The sequence below is a fragment of the Streptomyces malaysiensis subsp. samsunensis genome (genome assembly GCF_024519315.1).
GTDB lineage: Bacteria > Actinomycetota > Actinomycetes > Streptomycetales > Streptomycetaceae > Streptomyces > Streptomyces malaysiensis.
The window spans coordinates 31,828-43,899 of sequence record NZ_JANIIC010000019.1 but is presented as its reverse complement, the minus strand read 5'-3'; the positions used below and the strand labels follow the sequence as shown (position 1 = coordinate 43,899).

General features: G+C 72.9%; 12 protein-coding genes. 7 read left to right on the top strand and 5 right to left on the bottom strand.

Annotated features, from left to right (window positions below; translation table 11 throughout):
• Positions 1 to 17: 17 nt before the first annotated feature.
• The 3 genes from NQU54_RS17980 to NQU54_RS17970 are packed head-to-tail and all read left to right on the top strand — an operon-like array spanning position 18 to position 2,541.
• Positions 18 to 614, top strand: a complete 597-nt coding sequence (locus tag NQU54_RS17980; RefSeq protein WP_069867846.1) for a DUF5998 family protein — start codon at positions 18 to 20, stop codon at positions 612 to 614.
• On the top strand, positions 614 to 1,855 hold the full coding sequence (locus NQU54_RS17975; protein WP_257631950.1) for an alkaline phosphatase family protein: 1,242 nt from the start codon (positions 614 to 616) through the stop codon (positions 1,853 to 1,855). The genes NQU54_RS17980 and NQU54_RS17975 overlap by 1 nt, the downstream gene beginning before the upstream one ends.
• A 41-nt stretch (positions 1,856 to 1,896) precedes the next feature.
• Positions 1,897 to 2,541 carry a thymidine kinase gene (locus NQU54_RS17970; protein ID WP_069867844.1) on the top strand — a complete coding sequence of 215 codons (645 nt, stop codon included), beginning with the start codon at positions 1,897 to 1,899 and terminating at the stop codon, positions 2,539 to 2,541.
• 48 nt (positions 2,542 to 2,589) lie between these two features.
• On the opposite strand, the gene NQU54_RS17965 is transcribed toward NQU54_RS17970, so the two are convergent.
• Positions 2,590 to 3,363, bottom strand: coding sequence for a VOC family protein (locus NQU54_RS17965; RefSeq protein ID WP_257631949.1), 774 nt, complete (start codon positions 3,361 to 3,363; stop codon positions 2,590 to 2,592).
• A 286-nt stretch (positions 3,364 to 3,649) separates the two neighbouring features.
• On the opposite strand from NQU54_RS17965, the gene NQU54_RS17960 reads away from it, so the two are divergent.
• Positions 3,650 to 4,486 carry a sulfurtransferase gene (locus NQU54_RS17960; protein WP_257631948.1) on the top strand — a complete coding sequence of 279 codons (837 nt, stop codon included), beginning with the start codon at positions 3,650 to 3,652 and terminating at the stop codon, positions 4,484 to 4,486.
• Positions 4,487 to 4,577: 91 nt separating this feature from the next.
• Here the strand turns inward: NQU54_RS17960 and sepH are convergent, their stop codons facing one another.
• Entirely contained in the window at positions 4,578 to 5,645 is a 1,068-nt protein-coding gene (gene sepH, locus NQU54_RS17955) for a septation protein SepH (RefSeq protein WP_093706618.1), read from the bottom strand.
• Positions 5,646 to 5,983: 338 nt separating this feature from the next.
• Between sepH and NQU54_RS17950 the strand changes: the two genes are divergently transcribed.
• Positions 5,984 to 6,859 (top strand): hypothetical protein, encoded by an 876-nt coding sequence (locus NQU54_RS17950; RefSeq protein ID WP_257631947.1) that lies wholly within the window; start codon positions 5,984 to 5,986, stop codon positions 6,857 to 6,859.
• 56 nt (positions 6,860 to 6,915) lie between these two features.
• Here NQU54_RS17950 and NQU54_RS17945 read toward each other — a convergent pair whose 3' ends face one another.
• Both NQU54_RS17945 and NQU54_RS17940 read right to left on the bottom strand, forming a co-directional pair.
• The gene (locus tag NQU54_RS17945) at positions 6,916 to 8,241 is read right to left on the bottom strand and encodes a D-arabinono-1,4-lactone oxidase (RefSeq protein ID WP_251773073.1); all 1,326 of its coding nucleotides are present in this window, start codon (positions 8,239 to 8,241) and stop codon (positions 6,916 to 6,918) included.
• A complete protein-coding gene (locus NQU54_RS17940; RefSeq protein WP_257631946.1) occupies positions 8,195 to 9,451 on the bottom strand; it encodes an MFS transporter in 1,257 nt (418 codons plus the stop codon). The genes NQU54_RS17945 and NQU54_RS17940 overlap by 47 nt, the downstream gene beginning before the upstream one ends.
• A gap of 122 nt (positions 9,452 to 9,573) precedes the next feature.
• On the opposite strand from NQU54_RS17940, the gene NQU54_RS17935 reads away from it, so the two are divergent.
• Both NQU54_RS17935 and NQU54_RS17930 read left to right on the top strand, forming a co-directional pair.
• Positions 9,574 to 10,725, top strand: coding sequence for a ferrochelatase (locus NQU54_RS17935; RefSeq protein WP_257631945.1), 1,152 nt, complete (start codon positions 9,574 to 9,576; stop codon positions 10,723 to 10,725).
• A gap of 69 nt (positions 10,726 to 10,794) precedes the next feature.
• On the top strand, positions 10,795 to 11,595 hold the full coding sequence (locus NQU54_RS17930; RefSeq protein ID WP_257631944.1) for an inositol monophosphatase family protein: 801 nt from the start codon (positions 10,795 to 10,797) through the stop codon (positions 11,593 to 11,595).
• Between the two features lie 175 nt (positions 11,596 to 11,770).
• On the opposite strand, the gene NQU54_RS17925 is transcribed toward NQU54_RS17930, so the two are convergent.
• Entirely contained in the window at positions 11,771 to 11,944 is a 174-nt protein-coding gene (locus NQU54_RS17925; RefSeq protein ID WP_020867951.1) for a hypothetical protein, read from the bottom strand.
• Between the last annotated feature and the right edge of the window lie 128 nt (positions 11,945 to 12,072).

The following is a 12,072-nucleotide window of genomic DNA, read 5'->3' as shown; positions in this document are numbered from 1 at the left end:
CCCGTAGGATGGTGCCCATGGCGAAGACCGGTACGACGACCCAGGGTCTGCGCGCGGCGATCGAGCGCAGCGGCTATTACCCGACACTCGTGGCCGAGGCGGTGGAGGCCGCCGTGGGCGGGGAGCCCATCGTGTCGTACCTGGTCCACCAGGAGACCACCTTCGATGCCAACGAGGTCCGCCGCCATGTCACGGTCCTCGTCCTCACCGGCAATCGCTTCATCGTCAGCCACACCGACGAGCAGGCCGCGGACGGCACCTCCCCGTCGCCGTACGCCACCACCTCCACCGAGTCCGTGAAGCTCCAGCGGATCTCGTCGGTCGTGCTCAGCCGGGTCGTCGCCAACCCCGAGTCGTACACCCCGGGCACGCTGCCCCGCGAGGTGGTGCTGACCATCGGCTGGGGCGCCGTCAGCCGCCTCGACCTGGAGCCCGCCGCCTGCGGCGACCCCAACTGCGAGGCCGACCACGGCTACACCGGCTCCTCCACCGCCGACGACCTCAGCCTGCGGGTCAGCGAGGCGGGGGACGGCCCCGACACCGTCCGCCAGACCCTCGCCTTCGCCCAGGCGCTCTCCGAGGCCACCGCGGCCACCCCGGACACCGGCCGCTGATGTCCGGCTCCGCCACCGGCCCGCTGCCCTCCGCCGCCTCCCTCTGGGCCGAGCCCACCCCGCTCGACCCCCGCTCCGCCCCCCTGCCGAAGTACGGCACCGGCTCGCTCGCCGATCTGCTGCCCGCCGTCGCCGCGGGCCAGGAGGTCCCGGGGGTCTCCTCCGATCTGGCGCTCGCGCCCGCCGACCGGGTCTGCGTCTTCCTGGTCGACGGCCTCGGCTGGGAGCTGCTGCGCGCCCACCCCGAGCAGGCGCCCTTCCTGACCTCGCTGCTGCCCAGTTCGCTGAACGGTTCCGGGAAGCCGCTCACCGCGGGTTTCCCGTCCACCACCGCGACCTCGCTCGCCTCGGTGGGCACCGGGCTGCCTCCCGGCGCCCACGGCCTGGCCGGCTATACGGTGCTGGACCCGGCCACCGGCCAGTTGATGAACCAGCTGCGCTGGCAGCCCTGGACGGATCCGCACCTCTGGCAGCCGTATCCGACCGTCTTCCAGCTCGCGGACGCCGCGGGCGTGCACACCTGCCAGGTCTCCGCGCCGACCTTCGCCGAGACCCCTCTCACCAAGATCGCGCTGAGCGGCGGCACCTTCCACGGGCGGCTCACCGGTGAGGAGCGGATGGACCTCGCGGCCGAGCAGCTCGGCGCCGCGGGCCGCTCGCTGGTCTACACGTACTACAGCGAGGTGGACGGCAAGGGGCACCGCTTCGGCGTGGACTCGCGCGAGTGGCGTGATCAGCTCCGCTATGTCGACGGGCTCGTCCAGCGGCTCGCCGAGCGGCTTCCGCCCCGCTCGGCGCTGTATGTCACCGCCGACCACGGCATGATCGACATCCCCTTCGACCCGGACTCGCGCATCGACTTCGACGAGGACTGGGAGCTGCGCGCGGGCGTCGCGCTGCTGGGCGGCGAGGGCCGCGCCCGCCATGTGTACGCCGTCCCCGGCGCCGCGGGCGATGTGCTCGCCGTCTGGCGTGAGGTGCTGGGCGAGCGGATGTGGGTGGCCTCCCGTGACGAGGCCATCGAGGCGGGCTGGTTCGGCGGCCCCGGCGGTGCCGATGGCGGCGGTAAGGGCGTCGACGACCGGGTGCGTCGGCGGATCGGCGACATCGTGGCGGCCGCCCGCGACGACGTCGCGATCGTCGCCTCGCACACCGAGCCCAAGGAGTCCGCCATGGTCGGGCTGCACGGTTCGATGACCCCCCTGGAGCAGCTGGTTCCGCTCCTCGAAGTACGCTCCTGAGCGCCCCTTTTCACCCGCCCTACGAAAGGCTCCGCCTCCCCATGCCCGAGCTGGTGTTCTTCTCCGGAACGATGGACTGCGGGAAGAGCACCCTCGCTCTCCAGATCCAGCACAACCGCTCGGCGCGCGGGCTCCAGGGGATGATCTACACCCGGGACGACCGGGAGGGTGAGGGCAAGCTCTCCTCGCGCCTCGGTCTGGCCACCAAGGCGATCGAGGTCGCCGACGACCTCGACTTCTACACCCATGTGGTCCACGCGCTGACCGCCGGGGGCCGGGTCGACTACATCATCGCGGACGAGGCGCAGTTCCTGACCCCGCCGCAGATCGACCAACTCGCCCGGGTGGTCGACGACCTGGAGGTGGACGTCTTCGCCTTCGGCATCACCACCGACTTCCGCAGCAAGCTCTTCCCCGGCTCCCAGCGCCTGGTGGAGCTCGCCGACCGGGTGGAGGTGCTCCAGGTGGAGGCGCTGTGCTGGTGCGGCGCGCGGGCCACGCACAACGCCCGTACCATCGGCGGCCAGATGGTCGTCGAGGGCGCCCAGGTCGTCGTGGGCGACGTCAACCGGCCGGAGAGCGAGGTCGGTTACGAGGTGCTGTGCCGGCGTCACCACCGGCGCCGGATGACAGCCGCCCGTGCGCGCGCCGCCGCCCTGTCGCCGGATGTGCTGCCCGTCGACTGAGGGGGCGTCCGGTGGATCGGCCCCCAGCCCTCCGGCCGGCGCTCCGGCTCACCCCTCGGTGCGCCGCACGACGGTGAAGGCGGCCCCCTGCGGGTCCCGCACCGTGGCCCGATGACCGGTCGCACCCCGCGTCGGGGGCCGCACCACCTGACCGCCCAGCGCGGTCACCCGGCGCACCGTCTCGTCCACATCGTCCACCGCGAAGTGCGTCATCCAGTACGGGCCGCGGCCGCGGGGCAGGGCGTCGCCCACGCTCTGGATCGCGCAGACCGGGCGGCCGTCCAGGCGCAGGGTGCGGCAGCCCGGCTCCTCCGGCGCCGCCGTCTCCGCCTGGTAGCCGAAGACCATCCGGTAGAACTTCAGGACCCCGGTGCCGTCACGGGTCAGCAGCTCGTGCCAGCCCGGGGTGCCCGGCGCCCCGGGCTCCGCCGCCGCGTAGGCGCACTCCTGCCACACCCCGAAGACGGCGCCCTCGGGGTCGGCGGCGATCAGCATCCGGCCGGCCTCGTCGGTGTCCAGCGGGCCCACGGCCACGGTGCCGCCGCACGCGCGGATCATCTCGGCGGTCTCATCGGCGTCGTCGGAGGCCAGATAGGTCATCCAGGCCACGGGCAAGTGGCGTTCGGGAGGCAGCTCGCTCAACCCGGCGACCGGCCGGCCGCCCTGGACCGCGCGGACATACGCGCCCAGCTGCTGTGGGCCGGGGGCGAACTCCCAGCCGAACAGGGAGTGGTAGAAGTCCTGTGTCGCGGCAAGGCTGTGCACCATCAGGCTCGTCCAGCAGGGCGTGCCCGGTGTGCGCCGAGTCGCTGCCTCGGTCATACGTCATTCTCTCCTCGGACCATCGTGGTGGACATACGGCCCCGGGCCGGTCGGCGGCGCGGGGCGGTCGTGCGGAGGTGCTGATGCGGGGGGCCCGACAGATGTTTGCACCACCTGTCGCACATAGCGCCCTGGCGGAGCCGCAATTCGCCGTGCCTCACAGCAGAATGCCCGAATTATTGCCGCACATCCGTTTCGGCTTCATTGCGCTCTGGTGTCACCCAGACGTACACCGGGTGACCGGGTGGTCCAATCGTCGCAGAGAACCTACGCAAGGATGATCCCCATGAACGCCATCATCACCGCATCCGATCTCATGAGCGAGCTGGCGGAAGATCGCCCTCCGCTGCTGCTCGATGTGCGCTGGCAGCTCGGCGGGCCTCCCGGCCGCCCCGCATACGAGGCGGGGCATCTGCCTGGTGCCGTCTACGTCGATCTCGACACCGAGCTCGCGGGCCCGCCCGGAAAGTCCGGCCGCCACCCCCTGCCCGATCTTTCCGCGTTCGCGACCGCGATGCGTCGAGCCGGGGTACGTCAGGACCGGCGCGTGGTGGTGTACGACGGCGGACAGGGGTGGGCCGCGGCGCGCGCGTGGTGGCTGCTGCGCTGGGCGGGTCATTCATCCGTCCGGGTGCTCGACGGAGGGCTGCCCGCCTGGACGGCGGTCGGCGGCCCCCTGACCACCGATGTGCCGGACGCGCCCGAGGGCGACTTCGTCCCGCGGCCCGGGGAGCTGCCGCTGCTGGAGGCGGATGACGCGGCGGCGCTCGCGCGGCGCGGGGTGCTGCTGGACGCGCGCGCGGCCGAGCGCTACCGGGGGGAGGTCGAGCCCATCGACCCCGTCGGCGGCCATATCCCGGGTGCGGTCTCCGCCCCCACGGCCGAGAACGTCACCGCGGACGGCCACTTCCTGCCCGCCGATCAGCTGGCCGAGCGGTTCGCGGCCCTGGGTGCCACCGGGGACGCCGAGGTCGGGGTGTACTGCGGCTCCGGGGTCTCGGCCGCCCACCAGGTGCTGGCGCTGGCGGTCGCGGGCGTTCCGGCGGCCCTGTACGTCGGCTCCTGGAGCGAATGGTCCTCGGACGTGGACCGTCCGGTGGCCACGGGCTCCGAGCGGGGCTGAACACACCGACGGGCCCCGTCACCGGCGGACGGTGGCGGGGCCCGGTTCGGGCGCCGCGGGCCGTGGCGCGGCCCGGCGGCTCCTTCCGTCGCTACTCCTGCTTCTTGCGCCGGGTGCCGAAGACGATCTCGTCCCAACTCGGCACCGCGGCCCGGCGGCCCGGGCGGACGCCGTCCGCCTCCGCCTGACGGTCCGTCGTACCGGTCAGCCGGTCGCGGTGGCCCGCCACCGAGCGCGGCATCAGCACATCCGCGTACGCCGAACCCGCGCTCGCCGCGGAGGCGGGCGGCTCGACGGCCTCCTCCTCGGCGGGCTCGTCCGGCGCGGGGGCCGACGCGACCGGCGATTCGGGCACGACCATGTCGCCCCGGAAGTTGGGCACGGCCTCCAGCAGGCTGGTGAGCGAGTCCCGCTCACCTAGGCCGTCGTCCAGCGAGGCGGACGCGGGCGCCGGGGAGTCGTCGTCGATGCGCTCGGACGACGTACGGTCCCGGTCCCGGTCGCGCGGCAGCCGGGCGATCCGCGGCACGAACGGGAAGCTGGGCTCGGGCGTGTCGTCGGCCTCGCCGATCAGCGCCCGCGCCTCGTCGTCCACCGCCTGGACCAGCCGCCGGGGCGGGTCGTAGGTCCAGCTCGCCGAGTGCGGCTCACCGGCGACCCGGTAGACCAGCAGCACCTCCCAGGTGCCGTCGTCGCGCCGCCAGGAGTCCCACTGCGTGGTGTCCTTCTCCGCGCCGCGCAGCAGCAGCCGCTCCGCGACGGCCTCGCCGAGCTGCGGTCCGGTGTTCTCGCCGGGGCGGCGCACGGGAGTCTTACGGGCGCGCTCGGCCATGAAGGCGCGCTCCGCGAGCACCGGGCCCTCGAAGCGCCGCACACGGTCGACGGGGATGCCCGCCATCTGCGCGACCTCTTCGGCGGTGGCGCCGGCACGTATACGGGCCTGGATGTCACGGGGCCGCAGATGGCTCTCGACCTCGATCTCGATCTGGCCGAGCCGAGCGCGGTCGTTGCGCACCGCGGCGCGCAGTCGCTCGTCGATGGGAAGTGTGTACTCCGTGCTGTCCGCAGCCTTGAGCACCAGCCGTGTGCCGTCGTTGCTGACGGCCACGACACGCAGTTCGGGCATGGGGACCTCCCGGGTGGTGCCTGCCGACGTCACGGTTGCGTCGCTGCTCTCCCGCTAGACGAGTGTGGCCTGCCCGGGGTGCAGCGTGCCACAACTTTGCCGAGTTGCCCGGGCCGGTTGTTTGCCGCCCTCTGACCCCTCCCGTTGGGTCCGGGCGGCCGGACGGGAAAAGCGGGGCCAAGGCTCGTCACAGTACTCCATTCGGGCCGCTCAGGTGGAGCGGCACGCCAGCCGAGTTCATGGCCGGAGGGGCGATCGAAGCCTGAATCCTTCGAAGTGAGGCCCAATTTGGGTGGCAAGTTTCACAGAAACGACAGAATCGGAACGATCTGCTTCGTTTATTGGTCACTTCTCCCTGAGGGCTGGAACGAATGTCCACAGCGAGGCGGGAGATGCACGGCAAGGCCGACGGCGACGGACAACACAAGAGCGGGCGGATGGACCTGAGCGTGGCCCATGTGGCCGGCAGCGCGCTGGCGGCCGTCGCCGCCGCGGTGCTCGCGTCCAGACTGGGCGTCTACGGGACGATCCTGGGCGCCGGCGTGGTGAGCGTGGTGGCCACCGCGGGCGGCACCGTCTTCCAGCACTTCTTCCGGCGTACCGGAGAGCAGATCAAGGAGGTGCGGGACCAGACGCGGCCGACGGGGCGGCGGTGGTTCGCCGGGCCCGCCGAGCCGGTCACGCCCCCACGGACGGCGGCGGCCCCCGGCGAGTACGGCGAGCCGACCACGCACGGCACCCGGCGGCGCGTCCGGCGGCGCCCCGTCCTCGCGGCGCTGGCCGTCTTCGTCGCCGCCATGAGCGTCATCACGGGGATCGAGATGTTCTCCGGGGGCCCGGTGTCCAACGTCTGGGGGGAGGACCGGACCGGAACCACCGTCAGCGACAGCGTGGGCGGCTCCTCGGGGTCGAAGTCCACCCCCGGCCCCTCGCGCCGGGGCCCGGACGCCCCGTCCCGGAGCCCCGGCTCCTCCGGGGGCGGCGGCGATGAGCCGCCCTCCCCGCGCACCTCCCGCGGGGGCGGCGCGGCCGACGCCTCGACCGCGCCGACGCCCGGTCCGTCCGGATCATCCGGCTCCGGCAAGGGCTCCGGCTCGGAGGGTGGTACGGACGCCCCGACCGCGCCCGGTGCCTCCGCGCCCGCCACCCCCGGCCCCTCCCGGACCCCGTCCGGCGGTGCCACGGAGGGCGGAACGGATGGTTCCGGCGACGCGACGCCCACGCCCGGCGCCACCGACGCGCCGTGACACCTCAGCCGGCGGGCGGGCCGTGACGCGGCGGTCGGCCGGCCGGCCGTGGCGCGTCAGTCGCCGAGCACCCGCCGCAGATAGTCGTTGGTGAACAGCCGGTCCGGGTCCAGCCGGTCGCGTACCGCCGTGAACTCCCCGAACCGCGGATAGACCCCGGACAGATAGGCGGCGTCCCGGCTGTGCAGCTTGCCCCAGTGCGGACGGCCACCGTGGGCGATCATGATCTGCTCGGCCGCCGTGAAGTACGCCCGGTGCGGGGTGCCCCGGTACAGATGGACGGCGATGTACGCGGTCTCGCGTCCGGAGGCGGTGGACAGCGCGATGTCGTCGGCGGGCGCGGTGCGCACCTCCACCGGGAAGCTGACCCGCAGTCCGGACCGCTCGACGGTCGCCTTGAGCTCACGCAGCGCGGTGACCGCGGCCTCGCGCGGCACGGCGTACTCCATCTCCAGGAACCGCACTCGGCGCGGAGAGGTGAAGACTTTGTAAGGGATGTCCGTGTAGGTCCGGGCGGACAGGGCACGGCTGGAGATTTTGGCGATTCCGGGAATGGTCGCGGGGACGGCCCGGCCCACCGAACAGGCCACCTGGAAGATGCCGTTGGACAGCAGCTCGTCGTCCACCCAGCCGCTGACCCGGCCCACCGGAGCGGCGGGACCGGTGCTGCGGTTGTTCCGCTTGGTGTTGCAGTTGCCGGTGTGCGGGAACCAGTAGAACTCGAAGTGCTCGTTCTCGGCCACGAGCTGTTCGAAATCGGCCATCACACGGTCGAAGGGCATCGGCTCCTCGCGTGCCGTGAGCAGAAACTCCGGTTCCACCCCGAAGGTGATCTCGCTGACCACGCCCAGCGCACCGATCCCGATCCGGGCCGCCGCGAAGATCTCCGGGTTCTCCTCCGCCGAGCAGCGCAGCACCGAACCGTCCGCCGTCACCAGCTCCAGACCCTTGATCTGGGCGGCGATCGAGGCGCTGTCCCGGCCGGTGCCGTGGGTGCCGGTGGCGGTCGCCCCGGCCACGGTCTGCTCCATGATGTCGCCCATGTTGACCAGCGACAGCCCATGAGCCGCCAGCGTCTCGTTGAGCTGCCGCAGCGGTGTGCCGGCCGCGACGGTCACGGTGCCCGCCTCGCGGTCCAGCTCGCGCACGCCCGCCATCCGGTCGGGGCGTATCAGCAGCCCGTCGGTGGCGGCCGTGGTGGTGAAGGAGTGGCCGGTGCCCACCGCCTTCACCTTCAGCCCCTCCTCCGCCGCCCGGCGCACCACCTCGGCCAGTTCCCCGGTGGACGACGGGGCCACGATCCGCGCCGGGCGGGCCGTCACATTCCCCGCCCAGTTATGCCACCCGCTGCTCCGTACGGTCTTCACGGTCCTGACGGCCATCCGCATCCGACCCCTCCCGCTGTGGCGCCGGCCGGAGCCGGCGGTACCCGAGGAACGCCACCGCCGCCGCGAGCGCCCCGGCCACGGCCGGCACCACGTACCCCGCGCGGGCGCCGGCCGCGTCCACCACCCATCCGGCGGCCGACGAGCCGAGCGCCACTCCGACCGCGAGCCCGGTGCTCACCCAGGTCATCCCCTCGGTCAGATGCGCGCGTGGTACGTGCCGTTCGACGAGGGCCATGGTGGTGACCATCGTGGGTGCGATGGCCAGGCCCGCGACAAAGAGCGCCACGGCCAGGAACGGCAGGTTCCCGACCAGTTGGAGCGGGATCATACTCACGGCGATCGCACAAATACCCCACAGCCAACGACGGGACACCGGTCCGCTCAGGCGCAGCACCCCGAAGACCGCGCCCGCGAGACACGAGCCCAGCGCGTACACCGCCAGGACCAGGCTCGCCGCGCCCTTGTGGCCCTGGTCCTCGGCGAAGGCCACCGTCACCACGTCGATCGCCCCGAAGATCGCGCCGGTCGCCATGAAGGTGGCCACCAGCACCTGGAGCCCGCGCGAGCGCAGCGCCGAACCACCGGTGTGCTGCCCGCGCGGATGCGGTACGGGCTCGGTGGCCCGCTGCGCGGTCAGCGAGAAGACCCCGGCCGCCAGGAAGCAGGCGGCCAGCAGCGGGCCCGCCTCCGGGAACCAGGAGGTGGACAGGCCGATCGAGATGACCGGACCGACGATGAAGCAGACCTCGTCGACGATGGACTCCCAGGCGTACGCGGCGTGCAGCTCGCGCCGGGAGTTCTCGTAGATCGCCGCCCAGCGGGCCCGCACCATGGAGCCCACGCTGGGCACACAGCCGGACACGGCGGCGAAGACGAACAGCGTCCAGTCCGGCCAGCCCCGGTGCGCGCTCAGCAGCAGCCCGCAGATGGCGGTGAGCGCCACCAGGGTCGCCGGGCGCAGCACCCGGCGCTGGCCGTGCCGGTCGACCAGCCGGGAGATCTGCGGTCCCATGACGGCGGCGGAGAGCGCCAGCGTGGCCGACAGGGCGCCCGCGAGCCCGTACCGGCCGGTGAGTTCGGAGACCATGGTGACCAGGCCGATGCCCGCCATGGACAGTGGCATCCGCCCGAGGAAGCCGGCCGCTGAGAACCGCTTGGCGCCGGGGGCGGCGAAGATCGCGCGGTAGGGGCTGGTTCTGGGCAAGGCAGGCTCCGCCGTGAGCAGGGTGGGTAAGGATCGTACGAGCTGAAACAGATTACGGGCACGCCCCCGGTTCGCGCAGGGCCGTTTCCCGCCGGTCCGGGGCTGGTGGCAGGATCGGGAGCATGCCGGATCAGTCAGTACAGCCATCCCCCGACCCCTATGACGCGCTGCTGTTGCTCTCCTTCGGCGGGCCTGAGGGCCCCGAGGACGTCGTGCCGTTCCTGGAGAACGTCACGCACGGGCGGGGCATCCCCCGCGAGCGGCTGAAGGAAGTCGGCCGGCACTACTTCCTCTTCGGCGGGGTCAGCCCGATCAACGCGCAGAACCGCGAGCTGCTGCACGCGCTGCGCAAGGACTTCTCCGAGCACGGCCTGGAGCTGCCGGTCTACTGGGGCAATCGCAACTGGGCGCCGTATCTGACCGACACCCTGCGCGAGCTGGTCACCGACGGCCACCGCCGGGTCCTGGTGCTGGCCACCAGCGCCTACGCCTCGTACTCCGGCTGCCGCCAGTACCGCGAGAACCTCGCGGACGCCCTGGCCGCCCTGGGGGGCGAGGGCCTGCCGCTGCCGCGCGTCGACAAGCTGCGGCACTACTTCAACCACCCCGGCTTCGTGCGGCCCATGCTGGACGCCACGCTGGCCGCCCTGGCGGAGCTGCCCGAGGAGCGGCGTGCCGGGGCCCACCTCGCCTTCACCACCCACTCCATCCCGATCACCGCCGCCGACACCTCGGGCCCGGTGGCGGCGCACACCGAGGACGGGGAGGGCGGCGCGTATGTCGCCGAGCACCTCGACGTCGCCCGGCTGATCGCGGACGCGGTGCGCGAGGAGACCGGCGTGGAGCGGCCCTGGCGGCTGGTCTACCAGTCGCGCAGCGGCGCGCCGCACATCCCCTGGCTGGAGCCGGACATCTGCGACCACCTCGAGGAGCTGCACGGCGAGGGCGTGCCCGCCGTCGTCATGGTCCCGATCGGCTTCGTCTCGGACCATATGGAGGTCAAGTACGACCTCGACACCGAGGCCACGGCCAAGGCCGCCGAGCTCGGCCTGCCGGTCTCCCGGGCCTCGACCGTCGGCGCCGATCCGCGGTTCGCGGCCTGTGTGCGCGATCTGGTGCTGGAGCGCGCGGCCACCGAGCGCTTCGCCGAGGGCCGGGCGGCGGCCGCCCCGGAGCGCTGCGCCCTGGGCACCCTCGGCCCGAGCCATGACGTGTGTCCGGTGGGCTGCTGCCCGGCCCGGTCGCCGCGCCCCGCCGCCGCGGGGTCCGACTGACCCGTTCGCCCTCCGCGCCCAGGCCCGCCACCGCCGCCCGCCCATCCGGGCAATCCGCTAAGGAGCACGATGACCGACCCGCTCATGACCGAACTCCTCGAGACGGCGCTGGAGGCCGCCCGCGGCGCGGGTGAGCTGCTGCGTGACGGCCGCCCGGCCGACCTCGGGGTGGCGGCCACCAAGACCAGCCCGATCGACGTCGTCACCGAGATGGACATCGCCGCCGAGAAGCTGATCACCGACCTTCTGGCGCGCCGCCGCCCGCAGGACGGAGTGCTGGGGGAGGAGGGCGCCGACAGCGCGGGCAGCAGCGGGGTGCGCTGGGTGATCGACCCGCTCGACGGCACCGTGAACTATCTCTACGGCCTGCCGTCGTGGGCGGTCAGCATCGCCGCTGAGAAGGACGGCGAGACGGTCGTGGGGGTGGTGATCGCCCCGGTGCGCGGTGAGACCTTCCACGCGGTCCTGGGCCAGGGCGCCCGGCTGAACGGGGAGCCGGTGCACTGCCGCCCCGCGGCCCCGCTCGAGGAGTCGCTGATCGGCACCGGCTTCGGGTACGTGCGCGAGCGCCGTATCGGGCAGGCCAGGGTCCTGAACGAACTGCTGCCGCGGGTGCGGGACATCCGGCGCGGCGGCTCGGCCGCCATCGATCTGTGCGATGTGGCCTGCGGCCGGCTGAACGGCTACTACGAGCGCGGGCTCAACCCCTGGGACTTCGGGGCCGGTGCGCTCATAGCGCGCGAGGCGGGCGCGCTCACCGGGGGGCGGCCGGGCGTCCCGGCCTCCACGGAGCTGACCATCGCCGCCGCCCCCGGCCTCTTCGAGCCGCTGCGGGGGCTTCTGGACGACCTGGGCGCCTGGCACGACTGATCCCGCCCCGCCGCCGTCCACCCACGGCGCCCACACACGAAAGCGCCCCGGTGCCACGAGGACACCGGGGCGCTTCGGCGTGGTTACCGGAGGTTTTCTGGATCACCATCCGGCGGTGAATGGGAATCGGCTACGCGGAATCCGGATCTGGATCGGGTCCGGAATCCACAAGGGATCAGGCAAACGAGGCGCTTACTTCGACGCCGTGCTCGGCGGCGAGGCGACGGAGGTCTTCCAGCTCCGACTGCTCCACGTCCACAAGGAAATCGTCGCCCGTCTCACGGGCGCGAATGAGATCGGACTTGGTGTTCTCTATGCGCTGCAGAATGCCTGCGGTGAACGCGTCCATGTTGCGCCCCCTCGTCGTGGGTCGGTGGCACGGGGGTGTGCCGACGGCGGGGCGATCACGTGCGGCCCTTGCCGACGGCAATGACAGCCAGAGATGCCGGGGACAAGGCGTGATCGCGGGTGTGCAGT